Genomic DNA, 16,945 nt, shown 5'->3' with positions numbered 1-16,945 from the left:
GGCACTCCCTGTGCGGGCCTCGATGCGTGGCGGCGGCGGTGTTGTGGGTGTGCTGCCTGCGGCGCGCTCTCGGCGTCTTGAGTTCTGGATTGGGGCCCGGGTGGCGCAGGCGAGATGACATCGCTCGCGCCTCGGACCGGGTGGCCTGCGTCAGGCCCCGCGGATCAAGGCGGGTGGACCCAGGTCCGCTTGAATGCCGTGAAGGTGTGGCTCATGAATGCACTCCGGCAGGGCGCAGCAGGGCCACGCTGCCGGCTTCATCACCGGGCCAGGGGGCCAGGGTCAGGTCCAGTGGCACACTGCCGCACAGACCTTGGGCCAGATGCACCTGACCCTGGCCGCTGGCGGGCAGGGCCTGACGGAGCAGGCGGCCGAGCTCGGGCGATTGGATTTCGACGGCGCTGCGGCCCAGCTGCTCTTGCAGGGCCGGGTTGCTGTAGCGAACGCTGCCTTGAGGGTCGAGCAGCAACAGGCCTTCGCGCATGGACTCGACGATGGCGCGCAGCTGTTGCTGCTCGGCGCGTTCCTGCTGGGCGCAGCGGCGCAGCGCCAGCTGGGTCTGCACACGGGCCAGCACCTCCTCGACGCGGATGGGCTTGGCGATGTAGTCCGCCGCGCCGGCCTGGAAGCCCAGCACCACATCCTCACTTTCGGTGCAGGCGGTGATGAAGATGACGGGCACGTCGGTGGTGGCGGATCGGGCTTTGAGGGCGCGGCAGGTGGCGAAGCCGTCCATGCCCGGCATCATCACGTCCAGCAGGATCAGATCGGGCTGGATGCGTTCGACCAGCTCCAGCGCCTGCAGGCCCGAGCTGGCCGCGTAAATGCGGTAGCCCTGGGGGCGCAGCATGGTGTGCAGCAGGCCGATATTGGGCGGTGTGTCATCCACGATGAGGATGACCGGGTCGGGCGACCCGAGGCGGGCAGTTGCTGTCGAGGACGCGTTCGAATCCATGCGAATCTCTCCTGCGCGGCCCGCCAAGGTCGGTGGGCTTGAGGATTATGTGGCAGGACCCGGTCCGCAGCTCGGCGTGAGAACCCTGATTCCCAGGCTGCATGCGCCACAATCGATGGCTGTGGTGGCAGGCGTTCTGCGGCCGGTAAGCAGGGCGGACGATGGGGCTTGGGTTGGCAGACAGCACGGCAGTGACCGAAATGGCAGCAGGCGTGGATGCTCAGGCGCTCGGTCCGCGCCGGCAGTTGCTCAAGACCCTGGGCCTGGCCGCCAGCATGGGCCTGCCCTCCTTGGGAGGCCCCGCAGCCGCCAGCCCGTCTGGTCGCCACAAGGACTGGGTGATCCGCCACGAGATGCGCCGTGCCGCCGACGGCACGCCTTCGCTGGAGCTGGCTGTTCTGCACCTCTTGCTCAGCAAGACCGAAGCCAGCCATGGCCCCTTCCGCCTGGAAACCATGCCGCCGCGCGAGAACCTCACGCAGAGCCGGCAGATGCTGGACCTGCGCATCGGCGCGCTGGACCTGATGGCCACCATGACCTCCAAGACCCGCGAGGCCGATGGCATCCCCGTGCACACCTGCATGCGCCGCGGCCTCAACGGCCTGCGCCTGCCGATTGCCCTGGCCAGCCGCCGCCGTGAGCTGGAGGAGGTGCGCAGCCTGCAACAGGTGCGTCAGCTGCGCGTGGCGCAGGTGGCGCATTGGCCCGATGCTTCGGTGATGCGGGCCAATGGCATGACGGTGCTGCCCATCCCGCGCCTCGATGTCTTCGAGGCCATGCTCAAACGCGACCGCTTTGATCTGTTCGCCCTGGCTGCTGATGAGGCTTTTGGCATCGTCAATGCCTTGCCCGGCGTGGTGGTGCTGAGTGACTGGCTGCTGGCCTACCCGTCCACCTTCAGCTTCATCGTCAACCAGGCCCGGCCCGAGCTGGCCGAGCGCCTGCGCCAGGGCTGGCGTGTGGTGCAGGCCGATGGCAGTTTCGAGGCCCTGCACGAGAAGCTGGTCGGCGCCGAGGTGGCGCAGGCCCAGCTGGGCTCGCGCCGCTGGCTGAGCCTGAGCAACCCCGAGCTGCCGCCCGCCGCCCTGCGCCAGGACGGCCGACTATGGCATCCGCTGGTGCGTCAGCGGGTGATTGCGCCGCTGCTGCGCTGAGCGGGCGGCCTTCGGCTTGACCGGCGGTGGCCGGGGCAGCTCACCCGAAGCTCACTCGAAACTCACTCGAAGCGATCCAGCACCGCGCCCGAGCTGGCGCTGGAGGCGTTCTTGGCGAACTTGGCCAGCACGCCGCGGGTGTAGCGCGGTGCCGGTTTGACCCAGGCGGCCTTGCGGCGGGCCAGCTCGGCCTCATCGACATGCAGCTCCAGCTTCAGCTGATGCGCGTCGATGGTGATGCGGTCGCCTTCGTGCACCAGGGCGATCACGCCGCCCTCGTAGGCCTCGGGTGCCACATGGCCGACCACCATGCCCCAGGTGCCGCCAGAGAAGCGGCCATCGGTGATGAGACCCACGCTTTCGCCCAGGCCCTGGCCGATCAGGGCACCGGTGGGCGCCAGCATTTCGGGCATGCCGGGGCCGCCCTTGGGTCCCAGATAGCGCAAGACCATGATGTCGCCCGCCACGATCTTGCCGGCCATGATGGCGGCCAGGGCCGATTGCTCGTCCTCGAACACGCGGGCCGGGCCGGTCATCACGGGGCTCTTCAGACCGGTGATCTTGGCCACGCAGCCTTCGGGCGAGAGGTTGCCGCGCAGGATGGCCAGATGGCCTTGGGCATACAGGGGCTGGTCCACCCGGCGGATGACTTCTTGCGTGGGCGAGAGCTCGGGCACCTCGGCCAGGTTCTCGGCCACGGTCTTGCCGGTGATGGTGATGCAGTCGCCATGCAGCAGGCCGGCCTGCAGCAGCACCTTCATCACGGCCGGGATGCCGCCGGCCTTGTGCAGGTCCACGGCCAGGAAGCGGCCGCTGGGCTTGAGGTCGCAAAGCACCGGAATCTTCTTGCGCATGCGCTCGAAGTCGTCGATGGTCCAGTCCACCTCGGCCGCGTGGGCGATGGCCAGGAAGTGCAGCACGGCATTGGTCGAGCCACCGGTGGCCATGATCACGGCCACGGCGTTCTCGATCGCCTTCTTGGTGACGATGTCGCGCGGTTTCAGGTCGGCCTTGACGGCCTCGACCAGCACGGCAGCGGCCTTCTTGGTGTTCTCGACCACCTCGTCCTCGACATTGGACATGGACGAGGAGTAGGGCAGGCTCATGCCCAGGGCTTCAAAGGCCGAGCTCATGGTGTTGGCGGTGTACATGCCGCCGCAGGAGCCGCTGCCGGGGATGGCGCGCTTCTCGATCTGGCAGAAGTCCTCTTCGCTCATCTTGCCGGCGCTGAATTGGCCCACGGCTTCGAAGACCGAGACGATGTTCAGGTCCTGGCCCTTGTAGTGGCCCGGCTTGATGGTGCCGCCGTAGATGTAGATGGCCGGCACATTGGCGCGCAGCATGCCCATCATGCCGCCAGGCATGTTCTTGTCACAGCCGCCGATCACCATCACGCCGTCCAGCCATTGGCCGCCGACGCAGGTTTCCACGCAGTCCGAGATCACCTCGCGCGAGACCAGGCTGTACTTCATGCCTTCGGTGCCCATGGCCATGCCGTCGCTGATGGTGGGCGTGCCGAAGAGCTGGGCATTGGCGCCCGCAGCCTTGAGGCCGATCACGGCCGCGTCGGCCAGCTTTTGCAGGCCCGAGTTGCAGGGCGTGATGGTCGAGTGGCCGTTGGCCACGCCGATCATGGGCTTGCCGAAATCGGTTTCCTGGTAGCCCATGCCGTAGTACATGGAGCGGTTGGGTGCGCGGGCCACGCCCTCGGTGATGTTGCGCGAACGGCGGTCGAAACGGATGGGCGGCTGGCTGTCCTGGCTCATGGTGTGAGGTCTCCTGCTGGGGTGGCTTCAGTATCTCGAAGGGTCGATTGCTTTTCAAATATATTATTCAGATTGAATTGATACTCTGGATGAATCAATGAGCCTGGATCTGCGCAGCCTGCGCCAGTTTGTTGCCGTGGCCGAAGAGCTGCATTTCGGCCGCGCCGCCGAGCGCCTGCACATGACCCAGCCGCCGCTGACCCAGGCCATCCAGAAACTGGAGGCCGAGCTGGGCGCCAGCCTCTTCGTTCGCAGCAGCCGTTCGGTGGGCCTGAGCCCGGCCGGTGCGGCCTTGCTGCCCCTGGCCCAGGGCCTGCTGGCCCAGGCGGCCGAGCTGCCGGCCCTGGCCCAGGCGGCAGCGCGGGGCACGGCCGGGCGGCTGCGCCTGGCCTTTGTGTCCACCCTGGGTTTTGGCGAGCTGCCGCGCTGGCTCAAGGGTTTTCGCGAGCAGGTGCCCGATGTGGCGCTGAGCCTGCGCGAGGCCACGCTCGATGTGCAGCTGCAGGCCTTCGAGGCCGGCGAGATCGATGCCGGCTTTGTGCTGCATGCCCGCGGCGCCGTGCCGCCAGGCTTTGAGTCGCTGCAGGTGGCGGACGAGCCCCTGCTGCTGGCGCTGAGTGCCGACTCGCCGCTGGCCCGCTTCGATCAGCTGCCTCTGGCCGAGGTTCTGGGATTGCCGCTGGTGATGTTCCCGCGGGCGATTGCGCCCTCGCTGTTCGATGCCGTGGTGGCCGTGTACCGGGCGCAGGGCTGCGAGCCGCGCATCGAGCAAGAGGCCATCCAGATGCAGACCATCGTCAACCTGGTCTCGGCCGGCATCGGCGCGGCCTGGGTGCCGGCCAGCATGCAGGGCTTTCAGCGCCCGGGTGTGGTCTACCGTGTGCTGCAGGCGCCGGCCGGGGAACAGGTGCCGCTGCCGCGAGGCGAGACGCGGTTGATCTGGCGGCGCGACGCGGCGCCGGCCGTCTGGCGTTTTGGCGAGCATGTGGCGGCTCAGCTGGCGGCGCCGCCGCCTCCGCAGCAAGTGTCGGAAGCCACCTCCGGCCCTCGGTGAATACCCCGCCAACCGCGGGCCTGCGGCCTCGTTCTAATGCGCAGGCCCCAAAAAAGGAGAGTGCCCGTGATGCGCGTGAAGACTGTTCGACTTGCCGTGTTGGCCCTGAGCGTGGGTCTGAGCTTGAGCGCAAGCCTGGCCCAGGCCGAGGTGCTGAAAGACCCGCAGTGGCGCGATTGGCTGGAGGCGGGCAAAAGTGCTGAGCTGGAGCAGGCCGCACAGACCCGGCTCAAGTCCGATCCCGAGGACAGCCAGGCCGTGCTGGCCCTGGGCCTGCTGGCGCTGGAGTCGGGTGACGCCAAACGGCTGGAGGCTGCCGTCAAGCCGGTGCAGGCCTGCGCCGATCGGCAGCCGGCCCAGGCGGCGTGTTTTTACGTGCTGGGCTCCCTGCAAGGTGTGCAGGCCATGAACGGCGGCATGATGAAAGCCATCAGCCTCAGCGGCAAGATCAAGGACAACCTGAGCCGGGCGGTGGAACTCGATCCTCTGCTGTTTGACGCCCGCGATGCCTTGCAGCAGTTCTATCTGATGGCGCCGGGCATTGCCGGTGGCAGCGTCGCCAAGGCGCGCGATCTGGCCCAGGCTGCCCAGGCCCGCCAACCCGAGCATGCCAAGCTGCTGCGCGCCCGCGTGGAGATGAAGGAAGAGCGCTGGGCCGAGGCCGAGCGCGAGCTCAGTGCGATCAAGCCTGGCGAGGACAAGGATTTGCTCGCCGGCCAGCGCGCCGGCTTGTATCAGCTGGCCATCCAGCTCTTCTCCGACAAGCAGTACGCCAAGGCCAAGCCGATCTTCGAGCGCCTACAGCGCGACTTCCCCGGTCATGCGGCCGGCCACTACGGCATGGGCCGCCTGCTCAGCGAAACCGGCCAGATCGACGAGGCCATCAAATCGCTGGAGCGCGCCCGCACGGCCGAGGGCGCCGAGCGCTATCCCGTCGACCATCGCCTCGGTTTTGCCCTGCTGGCCAAGGGCGACAAGACCCAGGGCAAGTCGGTGCTGGAGCGTTTCCTCGGCAACAAGAAAGCCAACCCACGCAATCTGGACGAGGTGCGCAAGCGCCTGGCCGAGCTGGGCTGAACTTCAAGGCTGAAGCGCCGGCCGGCTGACGCTTCAGCGCGGCAGGCGCTGCGCGGTGGCCAGGCCGTCCAGGGCGGCTCGGTTGCCCGGGGAGGTCTTCAGGTCTGCCTCGAAGGCGGCGAGGGCGCCGGGTCTATCCTGCGCCCGCAAGAGCATCTGAGCCAGCCAGCGCTGGGCGCTGGCGGCCCAGAGCGGCGGCTCGCTGGGGCTCAACTCGGCCTCGCGGTCCACCGCCTCTTTCAGAGTGGACAGGGCGGCGGCGCGATCGCCGCGGGCCCAGGCCTGCTCGGCCTGCAACGGCGCCAGCAGCAGGCGGGCCCAGGCAATGCGGGCGGGCTTGCGTGGGTTGTCGCTGGCCGTTTGTGCGTCCAGATGGGTTTGCAGCAGCGCCAGATCGGATTGCGCATCCTGGATCAGGCCCAGGCGCAGCCGTGCCAAGCCGCGAGCATGGGCCAGCAGCGTCGGCTCGATGCCCGCGGAAGTCGAGCGCGCGAGGACGTCGCGCCAACGCTCGAAATGCACCAAGGTCAGCCAGGGCAGGCCGCGCAGGAAATCGCCCCATTCGCCGGCCGGGGCTTCGGCCGCCAGCTGCTCGGCCATGGCCAGGGCGGTTTTGAAATCGCCGCCGAGCTGGGCGGCGACCCACAGAAAGCGTTGGTTGTGCGGATTCCAGTTTGTGCCCGGACTGAAGCCTTGGGTGTGCAGCTGGCGGTCCAGCGCGGCTTGCGCCGCCAGACCGCGCTGGTTGGCCTGCACGGCCTCGCCATAACGGCCCAGTTTGACGAGCAGATGCGAGCTCATGTGCTGCAGATGCGGCGAGGCGGGGGCCAGGTGTTGCAGGTTCTGCACCGCGTTGATGGCGCGCGGCGCATCTTCGACGGTGTCGGCCGCATGGCTCAGGTAGTGGATCACGCCGGTGTGCTGCGGGTGCTGGCTCAGGGCCTCCAGCAGGCGGCTGCTCAGGCCGGCCCACAGGATCTCCAGGCCCGAGGGGTCGGGGTGGACGACGAACAAGGCCTCGGCCCACCAGGACAGCAGATCGGGGTCCTGCGGGAACATCTCGCTGAGGATGCGCATGCGGCGCTCGAACACGCGGTCGAGCGGGTGGACCTGGCGGGTTTCGTCGGTGTCCGGCCCGCAGGCTTCGAGTACGGCCAGGGTGGCGGCGGGCATCTGGCTGACGTCGCCGAGTTGCAGTCGCTCCAGCATGGCCTCGGCCAGTGCGCGCTCCAGCGGCGCTTCGCGATTGGCCAGGGACAGGCGCTGGGCCAGGCGGGCGTAGTGGCGGGCCTGCGCCAGATCGTTGCGCGGGTCCTCGCGCAGCCGGGCGTTGTAGCTGGGGGCGTATTGCCAGGCCAGGCCCCAGGCGCACAGGGTGCAGCGCGGGTCAGCCGCGAGGGCGGCGCGAAAGGCGCGCCGCGCCTCGATCTCATCAAAGGCATAGGCCAGTTGCAAGCCCTGGTTGAACCAGGCTTGGGCCTCGGGTGAGCGGCTGACGATGCGGCGCTGGGTGGCCTCGCCAAAGCCGGCCAGGCGCGGTGCGCGGGCGGCGTGCAGCGCCTCCGGCCCGGGCCCGGTGTTGGCGGCCAGATGCAGACCAAGCCCCAGGCCCAGCCCCAAGCCCAGGCAGGCCGACAGCACCCGGCGCCAGCGCGCACGCGCCAGGCGTGGGGCTGGCCTCAGGGCCACGGAGGCCGCAAGCGCGGGGGCGGGCAGGGCAGACATGGCCGGGAGTATCGCGTGAACTCGACGGTATCGCGGCCCGCGCCGGACCGCGCCAGTTCCTGCCGTGGGGTAGGGTGCTGCGGCTTGTTGCGGGCCTGCTGGCTATGATGCCGGCCTGAGGCGCGGGGTCGAATCATGGACGTCCGCGCTCGCTGTTCTTGTGTGCCTCACCGTTTCAGGATTGCCGCCATGTGGGTTCATCCCCAGTTTGACCCGATTGCCCTTCGTCTCGGCCCTGTGGCCATCCATTGGTACGGGCTGATGTACCTGGCCGCCTTCGGCATGTTTCTGTATCTGGCCGGCCGCCGCGTGCAGCAGCCGCAGTATGCGCAAGCCGGCTGGAGCCGGCGCGATGTCGATGACCTGCTGTTCTTCGGCGTGCTGGGCGTGGTGCTGGGTGGGCGCCTGGGCTATGTGCTCTTTTACAAGCCCGATTACTACATCGACCACCTGCTGGAGGTGTTTGCGGTCTGGAAGGGCGGCATGGCTTTTCACGGCGGTCTGCTGGGCGTGATCGTGGCGATGGCGCTGTTTGCCAAGCTGCGCGGCCGCCGCTTCTTCGAGGTGACCGATCTGATCGCGCCCTGTGTGCCCACCGGCCTGGCCGCGGGGCGCCTCGGCAACTTCATCAATGGGGAACTCTGGGGTCGCTTTGCCGATCCCAGCCTGCCCTGGGCCATGGTGTTTCCGCAATCGGGCTCGCCCGAGCCGCGCCACCCCTCCCAGCTCTACCAGTTCCTGGGCGAAGGCTTGTTCCTGTTCACCTTGCTGTGGCTCTACACCCGCAGGCCGCGCCTGACCGGCCAGGTTTCAGGCCTGTTCCTGATCGGCTACGGCGCGCAGCGTTTCGTCACCGAGTTCTTCCGCCAGCCCGATGATTTCCTGGGCCTGCGGGCCCTGCAGCTGAGTCAGGGACAATGGCTGAGCCTGCCCATGATCGTGGCCGGCCTGGCCATCTGGCTCTGGGCCAGCCGCCGCCCTGCGGCCTGATTGGAGCAGGGGTGCAGTGGTGCAGCGGGCTGGCTCCTGCGCCCGGCCGTGCCAACATTGAACGACTGACAGAACGAGTGACCGACTGACCCATGCGTCAAATTTTCTTCGACACCGAAACCACCGGCCTGCTGGCTGAGGGCGGTGACCGCATCATCGAAATCGGCTGCGTTGAGATGATCAACCGCCAGCTGACCGGCAACAACCTGCACCTCTACATCAACCCCGAGCGGGCCAGCCATGAAGACGCGCTGCGGGTGCACGGCCTGACCGAGGCCTTTTTGGCCGACAAGCCCAAGTTCGCCGAAATCGTCGACGAGTTGCTGGAGTTCCTGACCGGCGCCGAGCTGGTCATTCACAACGCGCCCTTCGACATCGGCTTCGTCAACGCCGAGCTGAAGCGCCTGCGCAAGCCGCCCATCACAGATGTCGTCGGCAGCGTGCGCGACACGTTGCTGATGGCACGCGAGATGTTCCCGGGCAAGGCCAATTCCCTGGACGCGCTGTGCCGCCGCCTGGAAGTGGACAACTCGGGCCGGACGCTGCACGGTGCTTTGCTCGATGCGGAGCTGCTGGCCGACGTCTACATCAATATGACGCGCGGCCAGGACGCGCTCTTGATCGACGACGCCGGCGGGGACAGCGACTCGGCCGAGTTCAAGCTGGCTGCGGTGGACCTGCGCAGCTTCGAGCTGCCTGTGTTGCGCGCCGACGAGGCCGAGCTGGCCGCACACACCAAGGTGCTGGGCGAGCTGGACAAGAGCAGCGGCGGCAAGCGGGTCTGGCAAGACGGCATCTGAGCCGCTTCTCAGTCGCCTTTTTGAAGTTTTTCAGCGCAAGGCTTGCCGAGCTCAAAAAACACGTGGCATAATAGAGGGCTTCCCGGTTAGCGAAGTTTGCAGGTTGAAAAACAAGCAAATGACGCACAGGCGACCAAGACAACCGGGCGGTTAGCTCAGCGGTAGAGCACTGCCTTCACACGGCAGGGGTCGCAGGTTCGAACCCTGCACCGCCCACCAGGTTTTTTGAACGGAGCTCGGCAATCGTATCGAGCCCGCCCAAGAATCCTGATCGTCGTCGCCCGCCTCAGATTACCGGGCGGTTAGCTCAGCGGTAGAGCACTGCCTTCACACGGCAGGGGTCGCAGGTTCGAACCCTGCACCGCCCACCAGATCAAGCCCAGTGAACGAAAGTACGCTGGGCTTTTTTCTTGCCCGCTTGTGCCTGGGCCTGCACCCGCTGTTGCGCCCATGCCGACAGTTAGGCACCCAGGCCCGTCAAGCGGGGCTGGGCAAGCCTGTCGCAGTGGACAGCACCGGAGTGGCTTGGCATGCTGCCAAGGCCCCAGCTCTTTGAGGATTCCTCCATGCTTCGACGCAGCGCCGAATGGTTCGATGCCCAGTACAACAACCGGGCGCGTGTGCCCGACAGTGCGGTGCTGCTCGATCGTTGGACGCGCGCCTCGCAGCTGGTGCGGGATCAGGCGCCTTGCGTGCTCGACATTGCCTACGGCGCCGCGCCCAGCGAGCGGCTCGATGTGTTTCCGACGGAAGCGGCGCAGGCGCCGGTGCTGGTGTTTCTGCACGGCGGTTACTGGCGTGCCCTCGACAAATCGGACCATTCCTTCGTCGCCAGTGCCTTCACCGACGAGGGCGCGATGGTGGTGGTGCCCAATTACGCGCTCTGCCCCTCGGTCAGCATGGAGCGTATTCCGCTGCAGCTGGTGCACAGCCTGGCCTGGGTCTGGCGCCATGCCGCCCAGCATGGAGGCGATCCCAACCGCATCGTGCTGGTCGGGCATTCGGCCGGGGCGCATCTGGCCGCCATGCTGAGCTGCTGCGACTGGAAATCGGTGGCGCCCGATTTGCCGCGCCATCTGGTCAAGGGGGTGCTGTCGATCTCGGGCCTGCATGACCTGACCCCGATCCGACAGACGCCGTTTCTGCAGGGTGATCTGAAGCTCGATGCCGACAGCGTGCGGCGCCTCAGTCCGGTGCATTTCCCTGCACCCGACACGCCGCTGTATGCGGTCTGTGGCAGCGAGGAGAGCGAGGAGTTCCGGCGCCAGAACCGCCTGATCCGCCAGGCCTGGGGCCGGCGCGCCGTGCCCATCTGCGAGGAGATTGCCGGCTGCAACCACTTCGACATCCTGCATGACCTGGCCGACCCGCAAGGCCGCAGCCACCAGCTGGCGCGCAAGCTGCTCGATCTGCGCTGGTACAGCGCCTTGCTCTGAGGTCAAGCTCCGCCGTGCCGTTGGATTGGCGCGCTACCATGCAGTCGCGCCCAGAGATGGTGGAGCGCGAAGGAGATTTATGAGCATCAGCGCAGACAGCGTGTTGAGCCTCGAGGCTTACAGCGACTACCGGCGAGCCCACCACGAGGACATCCTGGAGCACCGGCAGCGCCGTTCGGTGCTGCTGGGCGAGCACATGCGTCTGCAGTTCGAGAGCGAGCAGACCCTGCGCTACCAGCTGCAGGAGGTCTTGCTGGCCGAGCGCCTGGTCGACCCTGAGGATGTGGAACGCGAGCGCGTGCTCTACGCGGCCTTGGCACCGCGCGGCAGCGACTGGCGGGCCACGCTGATGATCGAGTTTGCCGACGCCCGCCAGCGCGAGCAGGAGCTGCCCCAGCTGGCCGGCGTCGAGCAGCGCTTTTTTGTGGAGATCCAAGGCCTGGGCCGGGTCTACGCCGTGGCCAACGAGGACATGCCGCCGGAGCCCAAAGCTGGCTCGCCCGATGGCGCCGCGCCGGCCGCACCCTCGGCGGTGAGCTCGATTCATTTTCTGCGATTCGATTTCAGCCCCGAGCAGCGCGACGCCTTGCGCACCGGCGCCTCGGTCACCGTGGGCTGTGAGCATCCGGCCTATCCGGTCGATGTCGAGATCCCTGCGGCCACCTTGAGCAGCCTGCTGGGCGATTTCAGCAACTGAGCCCGGGCGAGGCTCAGGACATGCCGACGTAGCGCCCGGGTCGGTGGTTGATGGCCAGGGCTGCATTGATGGCCACCATGCCGACCAAGGACAGGCCCACGCGCTCGGGGGCGACAAAGGCCAGGGCGCTGAGCAGGATCAGGCCATCGAGGCCGGCCTGCACATAGCCGGCGCGCCAGCCGCGCTTTTCCTGCAGGTAGAGCACCAGCACATTGAGCCCCCCCAGCGAGGCGCGGTGGCGGAACAGGATCAGCATGCCGGCGCCGATCAAGAGGCCGCCGGTGATGGCGGCGAACCATATGTTGAGCTCGGCGAATTTCAGCCAGTGCGGCAGCACCTCGGCCAGCAGGGCCATCAGGCTGACCGCGGCGATGGTGCGCAGGGTGAAGGGCAGGCCCATGCGCCGGTAGGCCAGCCAGTAAAACGGCAGATTGATGCAGAAGAACAGGGCGCCGAAGGGCAGGCCCGAGGCGTAGTGCAGCAAGAAGGCGATGCCCACCGTGCCGCCGGTCAGCATGCCGGCCTGCTTGAACAGCGCCACGCCCAGGGCCACGAACAAGGTGCCGGTGACGATGGCCTGCACATCCTCCAGCGGCGAGTGGCGGAAGCTGCGGCTCAGGGTCTCGCGCAAGCTCATCCGGTGATGCCCGACATGAAGTACTTGATCACGCCTTTGGCCAGAAAACCGACCAGGCCGAAGCCCAGGCCCAGCAGCAGGATGAAGGTGCCAAAGCGGCCGGCCTTGGACTCGCGGGCCAGCTGCAGGATGATGAACACCATATAGGCCATGAAACCGCCCACGCCCCAAGTGAGGCAAAACTGGGCGAGCTCCTGTTCGCTGTATCCAAACATCCTGGTGTCTTTCGGTCCGGTCCGGTCTTGGCGTCTGTGGTTTGGCGTTCGTTCAGTCGTGCACGCTGACCAGATCGCGGTAGGCATGCCAGCTGGCATGGCCCAGGAGAGGCACGACCAGCACCAGGCCGACCATGAAGCTGGCCATGCCCAGCAGGGTCAGCAGCATGATGATGGCGGCCCACAAGGCCACCGGCGCCGGGTACTCCATGACCACGCGCCAGCTGGTGAAGACGGCACCGAGCACGCCAATATCGCGGTCCAGCAGCAGGGGCACGGCGACCAGGGTGGAGGCAAACACTGGCGCAGCCAGCAGGGCGCCCAGGGCCAGCCAGGCTTCGAACAACGGTGTCTCTTCGTTCAGCACCACATGGCGGATGAAATCAATCGGCTCGCGAATGGCGTGGCCGCTGAAACCGGTGATCAGCGAGGCCGAGGTCATCACCCAGCCGGTGCCGGCAAAGGCCAGCAGAACGCCGAACACCACCAGCCGCCCATCGCGCGGCCACCAGGTGTGCAGCACGGTGTGCAGGTTGGGTGAGCGGCCCAGCTCCAGATCACGGCTGATCACGTAGAGGCCTGTGGCCAGGATGGGGGCCACCAGCAAGAAGCCGCTGAAGGCACCGACCAGCAGCCAGAAATGATGGCGCGCCAGCAGCACGATCACCGCGCCAGCGATGGCCATGGCCATGCCATGGGCCAGCGAGGCACCCGGGCAACGCCAGATGTCGCGCCAGCCGCGGGCCAGCCAGCCCAGGGGGCGCAAGGCGGGGATGGGCTTCACGCCAAATTTGCGTGACTGCGCCAGGGCTTTTTCGGTGTCCAGAAAGGGCATGGGGTGCGGTGCGAGCTCAGGGAAGATGATGACATGCTCGCATGTCGCGGTCCTTGATGCCCATCAAGACAAACACGGGTGCAAGACTGCAAGCGCGCGGCGCAGCAGCATGCGCCGGGTATCAAGCCGGCAGGCTCACCGCGTCGAGCAATTCACTTTCGATCTGCAGCTGTGCCCGGTTGTGCTGCAGGGCCGGGCCGTCGACGAGGAAGGTGTCTTCCACCCGCTCGCCCAGAGTGGAGATCTTGGCCAGCTGCAGATTGATGCCGTGACGGGCCAGCACGCGGGCGATGGCGTAGAGCAGGCCGGCGCGGTCGCTGGTGCTGATGGACAGCAGCCAGGCCTGGCCGCGTTCGTCGGGCCGCAGGGCGATGCGCGGGGTGTAGGGGAAGCTCTTGACTCGGCGCGAGAGCCGGCCACGGCGTGGCTCGGGCAGCGGGCCTTCGGCCTGCAGGGCCTGGCCTAGCTTGTTTTCGACCAGGGGCACGAGGTCGCGGTGGTTGAGCTCCAAGTCGGGGCTGATGACCTGGAAGGTGTCCAGGGCGAAACCGCGCTTGGTGGTGTGCACCTTGGCGTCCAGGATGTTGAAGCCGGCGCCGTCGAAATAACCGCAGATGCGGGCGAACAGGTCCTGGCGGTCGGGTGCGTAGACCAGCACCTGCAAGCCTTCGCCGATCGGCGAGGGCCGGGCCTGCACCACCGGCGTGGCGGTCTGCACATGGCGCCAGAGCGAGCGCGCATGCCAGGCCAGCTCGCCCGCCTCGTGGCGCGCGAAATAGCTGATGGCCAGGGTCTCCCAAAGCGCGGTCTCGGTGCCGGGCAGCATGGAGTGCAGGGCCAGGCTGTGGCGGGCCTCGTTCTTGCGCGCCTCGATCTCGGCGGCCAGATTGGGCTGGGCGCCGCCCAGGGCGCGCAGGGCCAGGCGGTAGAGGTCTTCGAGCAGCTTGCCCTTCCAGGCATTCCAGACCTTGGGGCTGGTGCCGCGGATGTCGGCCACGGTCAGCAGGTAGAGGGCGGTCAGGTGGCGGGCGTCTCCGACCTTGGTGACATAACTCTGGATCACCTCGGGGTCGGAGAGGTCTTCTTTTTGTGCCACGCGCGAGTGGGTCAGGTGGTGGCGCACCAGGAAGACCACCAGCTCGCTGTCTTCCTTGCTCAGGCCGTGGTCGCGGCAGAAGCGCCGCGCGTCGTCGGCGCCGAGATCGGAGTGATCCCCGCCACGGCCCTTGGCCACATCGTGGAAGAGTGCGGCGATGTAGAGCAGCTCAGGCTTGTCCCACTGCGAGGCCAGCTGCGAGCAGAAGGCGTACTCGTGCGCATGCTCGGGGATGAAGAAGCGGCGCACATTGCGCAGCACCATCAGGATGTGCTGATCCACGGTGTAGACGTGGAACAGGTCGTGCTGCATCTGGCCGACGATGCCGCGGAACACCCAGAGGTAGCGGCCCAGCACCGAGGTCTGGTTCATCAGCCGGAAGGCATGCGTCTGCCCCTCGGGCTGGCGCAGGATCTGCATGAAGGTGGCGCGGTTCACCGGGTCGCGGCGGAAGGCCGCGTCCATCTGCTCGCGGGCGTTGTAAAGCGCGCGCAGGGTGCGGGCCGATAGGCCCTTGATGCCGGGTGTCTGCTGGTAGACCAGAAAGGTGCGCAGGATGGCATGAGGCTCGCGCTGGTAGAGCTCGTCGCTGGCCACCTCGAGCATGCCGGCCCGGTCCAGGAACTGCGCCTCGTGGCCGGGGATGGGGCGCATCAGCCCTTGTTGCGAGCCGTTGATCTGCTCCTCCAGATTGAGCAGCAGGATCTGGTTCAGCTGGGTCACGGCTTTGGCCGCCCAGTAGAAGCGCCGCATCAGCACCTCGGAGGCACGCTGTTCCTTGGTGGACTGATAGCCAAAGCTCTCGGCCACGGCGGTTTGCAGATCGAAAACCAGGCGATCCTCGCGCCGCCCCGCCACGGCGTGCAGGCGCGCACGGATCAGCTTGAGCAGGCCTTCGTTGCGCTGCAGCTGGCGGCTCTCAAAGGCCGTGATCAGGCCGCGCGTGGCCAGGGCCTTCCAGGTGTGGCCCAGGCCGGCGGCGCGGGCGATCCAGATCAGCACCTGCAGATCGCGCAGGCCGCCCGGGCTCTCCTTGCAGTTGGGCTCCAGCGAATAGGGCGTGTCGTCGAACTTGGTGTGGCGCTGTTGCGCTTCCAGCGTCTTGGCGCGCAAAAAGGCGCTGACGTCCAGATGCTCGTGCTGGCGCTGCACCAGCTGCTTGAACAGCGGCCGCGCGCCGGCCAGGGGGCGTGCTTCCAGCAGGGCGGTCTGCACCGTCACATCGCCGGCGGCCTCTTGCAGGCATTCGCCCAGGGTGCGCACCGAGGAGCCCAGCTCCAGGCCGATGTCCCAGCAGGCGGTGATGAAGGTCTCGATGCTTTGCTTGACGGCGCCCGGCTGGTGCGCCTCGACGCCGTCGGGCAGCAGCAGCAGCACATCGACATCGGAGAAGGGGAAGAGCTCGCCACGGCCATATCCGCCCACGGCCACCAGGCAGAAGCCCGGCGGCATGGCCGCCTGGGCCCAGAGCTGCTGCAGGATGCCGTCGACATGGCGCGCCAGCTGGCGCAGCAGGCGCTGGGCGGCGCGCTGCGTGGGCGGGCCGGCGCGGAAGGCGTCGATCAGCGCCTGCTTGCCGCTCTTGAGCTGCTGGCGCAGCTCGACCACAGGGTTGGCGCTGCTGCTGCTGGCCATGGCGGCGCCCTCAGGTGCTGGTGCTGCTGATGAAGGCGGGCAGGGCGGGGCTGCCCTCGGACAGGGTGAAGACCTCGTAGCCGGTTTCGGTCACCATCAGCGTGTGTTCCCACTGGGCGGACAGGGAGCGGTCCTTGGTGACGATGGTCCAGCCATCGCCGGTTTCCTTGATCTCGCGGCGGCCGGCGTTGATCATGGGCTCGATGGTGAAGACCATGCCGGGCACCAGCTCTTCCAGCGTGCCAGGGCGGCCATAGTGCAGCACCTGCGGCTCTTCGTGGAAGACCTGGCCGATGCCGTGGCCGCAGAACTCGCGCACGATGGAAAAGCCATTGCTCTCGGCAAAGCTCTGGATGGCATGGCCGATGTCGCCCAGGCGTGCGCCCGGCTTGACCTTGGCAATGCCCTTCCACATGGCCTCGTAGGTGAAGGCGCACAGGCGCTTGGCGGCGATGGAGCCCTCGCCAACCACAAACATGCGGCTGGTGTCGCCATGCCAGCCATCTTTGATGACGGTGACGTCGATGTTGACGATGTCGCCGTTCTTCAGCGCCCGGTCATTGGGGATGCCGTGGCAGACCTGGTGGTTGACCGAGGTGCAGATGGACTTGGGGTAGGGGATGTAGCCGGCCGGCGTGTAGTTCAGCGGCGCGGGGATCGCCTGCTGGACATTGACGATGTAGTCATGCGCCAGCTTGTCGAGTTGTTCGGTGGTGATGCCCGGTTTGACATGCGGGGTCAGCATGTCCAGCACCTCGGAGGCCAGGCGCCCGGCAATGCGCAAGGCCGGGATGTCGGCGCCGGATTTGATCGTGATCGTCATGGGGCGGGATTTTACGTGCTGCGCCGCCGGCTTGCCCTGCCTACCATCGC

General features: G+C 67.3%; 15 protein-coding genes and 2 tRNA genes. 9 read left to right on the top strand and 8 right to left on the bottom strand.

Annotated features, from left to right (window positions below; genetic code table 11):
* Positions 1-211: 211 nt before the first annotated feature.
* A complete protein-coding gene (locus C1O66_RS06255; protein ID WP_102767093.1) occupies positions 212-955 on the bottom strand; it encodes a response regulator in 744 nt (247 codons plus the stop codon).
* Between the two features lie 200 nt (positions 956-1,155).
* Between C1O66_RS06255 and C1O66_RS06250 the strand changes: the two genes are divergently transcribed.
* Positions 1,156-2,109 carry a type 2 periplasmic-binding domain-containing protein gene (locus tag C1O66_RS06250; protein WP_102767092.1) on the top strand — a complete coding sequence of 318 codons (954 nt, stop codon included), beginning with the start codon at positions 1,156-1,158 and terminating at the stop codon, positions 2,107-2,109.
* Between the two features lie 62 nt (positions 2,110-2,171).
* Here the strand turns inward: C1O66_RS06250 and ilvD are convergent, their stop codons facing one another.
* Positions 2,172-3,875 carry a dihydroxy-acid dehydratase gene (ilvD, locus tag C1O66_RS06245; protein WP_102767091.1) on the bottom strand — a complete coding sequence of 568 codons (1,704 nt, stop codon included), beginning with the start codon at positions 3,873-3,875 and terminating at the stop codon, positions 2,172-2,174.
* Positions 3,876-3,972: 97 nt separating this feature from the next.
* Here ilvD and C1O66_RS06240 point away from each other — a divergent pair, with 97 nt between their 5' ends.
* Positions 3,973-4,929, top strand: coding sequence for a LysR family transcriptional regulator (locus C1O66_RS06240; RefSeq protein WP_102767090.1), 957 nt, complete (start codon positions 3,973-3,975; stop codon positions 4,927-4,929).
* Positions 4,930-4,998: 69 nt separating this feature from the next.
* On the top strand, positions 4,999-6,006 hold the full coding sequence (locus C1O66_RS06235; protein ID WP_165794502.1) for a tetratricopeptide repeat protein: 1,008 nt from the start codon (positions 4,999-5,001) through the stop codon (positions 6,004-6,006).
* Between the two features lie 33 nt (positions 6,007-6,039).
* On the opposite strand, the gene C1O66_RS06230 is transcribed toward C1O66_RS06235, so the two are convergent.
* Complete coding sequence (locus C1O66_RS06230; RefSeq protein WP_102767088.1) at positions 6,040-7,731, bottom strand: hypothetical protein; 1,692 nt, start codon at positions 7,729-7,731, stop codon at positions 6,040-6,042.
* Positions 7,732-7,920: 189 nt separating this feature from the next.
* On the opposite strand from C1O66_RS06230, the gene lgt reads away from it, so the two are divergent.
* From lgt to C1O66_RS06200, 6 genes are all read left to right on the top strand, one after another.
* A complete protein-coding gene (gene lgt / locus C1O66_RS06225) occupies positions 7,921-8,721 on the top strand; it encodes a prolipoprotein diacylglyceryl transferase (RefSeq protein WP_102767087.1) in 801 nt (266 codons plus the stop codon).
* A 92-nt stretch (positions 8,722-8,813) separates the two neighbouring features.
* Positions 8,814-9,521, top strand: a complete 708-nt coding sequence (gene dnaQ, locus C1O66_RS06220; protein WP_102767086.1) for a DNA polymerase III subunit epsilon — start codon at positions 8,814-8,816, stop codon at positions 9,519-9,521.
* 144 nt (positions 9,522-9,665) lie between these two features.
* Positions 9,666-9,740, top strand: a tRNA-Val gene (locus C1O66_RS06215).
* Positions 9,741-9,817: 77 nt separating this feature from the next.
* Positions 9,818-9,892: transfer RNA gene (locus C1O66_RS06210), tRNA-Val, on the top strand.
* 195 nt (positions 9,893-10,087) lie between these two features.
* On the top strand, positions 10,088-10,957 hold the full coding sequence (locus tag C1O66_RS06205; protein ID WP_102767085.1) for an alpha/beta hydrolase: 870 nt from the start codon (positions 10,088-10,090) through the stop codon (positions 10,955-10,957).
* Between the two features lie 79 nt (positions 10,958-11,036).
* Positions 11,037-11,654, top strand: a complete 618-nt coding sequence (locus C1O66_RS06200; protein WP_165794501.1) for a DUF3501 family protein — start codon at positions 11,037-11,039, stop codon at positions 11,652-11,654.
* A gap of 13 nt (positions 11,655-11,667) precedes the next feature.
* Here the strand turns inward: C1O66_RS06200 and C1O66_RS06195 are convergent, their stop codons facing one another.
* The 5 genes from C1O66_RS06195 to map all read right to left on the bottom strand — a co-directional run bounded on the left by C1O66_RS06195 (position 11,668) and on the right by map (position 16,895).
* On the bottom strand, positions 11,668-12,291 hold the full coding sequence (locus C1O66_RS06195; RefSeq protein WP_102767083.1) for a YitT family protein: 624 nt from the start codon (positions 12,289-12,291) through the stop codon (positions 11,668-11,670).
* Positions 12,288-12,506, bottom strand: a complete 219-nt coding sequence (locus C1O66_RS06190; RefSeq protein ID WP_102767082.1) for a DUF2788 domain-containing protein — start codon at positions 12,504-12,506, stop codon at positions 12,288-12,290. The genes C1O66_RS06195 and C1O66_RS06190 overlap by 4 nt, the downstream gene beginning before the upstream one ends.
* A 52-nt stretch (positions 12,507-12,558) precedes the next feature.
* The gene (locus tag C1O66_RS06185; protein WP_207795907.1) at positions 12,559-13,341 is read right to left on the bottom strand and encodes a DUF2189 domain-containing protein; all 783 of its coding nucleotides are present in this window, start codon (positions 13,339-13,341) and stop codon (positions 12,559-12,561) included.
* A gap of 121 nt (positions 13,342-13,462) precedes the next feature.
* A complete protein-coding gene (locus C1O66_RS06180; protein ID WP_102767081.1) occupies positions 13,463-16,072 on the bottom strand; it encodes a [protein-PII] uridylyltransferase in 2,610 nt (869 codons plus the stop codon).
* Between the two features lie 10 nt (positions 16,073-16,082).
* Complete coding sequence (gene map / locus C1O66_RS06175; RefSeq protein WP_102767080.1) at positions 16,083-16,895, bottom strand: type I methionyl aminopeptidase; 813 nt, start codon at positions 16,893-16,895, stop codon at positions 16,083-16,085.
* Positions 16,896-16,945: the final 50 nt, after the last annotated feature.

The organism is Paucibacter aquatile (genome assembly GCF_002885975.1).
GTDB lineage: Bacteria > Pseudomonadota > Gammaproteobacteria > Burkholderiales > Burkholderiaceae_C > Paucibacter_A > Paucibacter_A aquatilis.
This window is presented reverse-complemented; position numbering and strand designations above follow the sequence as displayed.

Coding starts and splice junctions, on each gene's coding strand:
- map (WP_102767080.1), bottom strand. CDS start 16,895: ATGACGATCACGATCAAATCCGGCGCCGACATCCCGGCCTTGCGCATT.
- C1O66_RS06190 (WP_102767082.1), bottom strand. CDS start 12,506: ATGTTTGGATACAGCGAACAGGAGCTCGCCCAGTTTTGCCTCACTTGG.
- dnaQ (WP_102767086.1), top strand. CDS start 8,814: ATGCGTCAAATTTTCTTCGACACCGAAACCACCGGCCTGCTGGCTGAG.
- C1O66_RS06255 (WP_102767093.1), bottom strand. CDS start 955: ATGGATTCGAACGCGTCCTCGACAGCAACTGCCCGCCTCGGGTCGCCC.
- lgt (WP_102767087.1), top strand. CDS start 7,921: ATGTGGGTTCATCCCCAGTTTGACCCGATTGCCCTTCGTCTCGGCCCT.
- C1O66_RS06195 (WP_102767083.1), bottom strand. CDS start 12,291: ATGAGCTTGCGCGAGACCCTGAGCCGCAGCTTCCGCCACTCGCCGCTG.
- C1O66_RS06235 (WP_165794502.1), top strand. CDS start 4,999: ATGCGCGTGAAGACTGTTCGACTTGCCGTGTTGGCCCTGAGCGTGGGT.
- C1O66_RS06240 (WP_102767090.1), top strand. CDS start 3,973: ATGAGCCTGGATCTGCGCAGCCTGCGCCAGTTTGTTGCCGTGGCCGAA.
- C1O66_RS06200 (WP_165794501.1), top strand. CDS start 11,037: ATGAGCATCAGCGCAGACAGCGTGTTGAGCCTCGAGGCTTACAGCGAC.
- C1O66_RS06250 (WP_102767092.1), top strand. CDS start 1,156: ATGGCAGCAGGCGTGGATGCTCAGGCGCTCGGTCCGCGCCGGCAGTTG.
- C1O66_RS06180 (WP_102767081.1), bottom strand. CDS start 16,072: ATGGCCAGCAGCAGCAGCGCCAACCCTGTGGTCGAGCTGCGCCAGCAG.
- ilvD (WP_102767091.1), bottom strand. CDS start 3,875: ATGAGCCAGGACAGCCAGCCGCCCATCCGTTTCGACCGCCGTTCGCGC.
- C1O66_RS06185 (WP_207795907.1), bottom strand. CDS start 13,341: ATGCCCTTTCTGGACACCGAAAAAGCCCTGGCGCAGTCACGCAAATTT.
- C1O66_RS06230 (WP_102767088.1), bottom strand. CDS start 7,731: ATGTCTGCCCTGCCCGCCCCCGCGCTTGCGGCCTCCGTGGCCCTGAGG.
- C1O66_RS06205 (WP_102767085.1), top strand. CDS start 10,088: ATGCTTCGACGCAGCGCCGAATGGTTCGATGCCCAGTACAACAACCGG.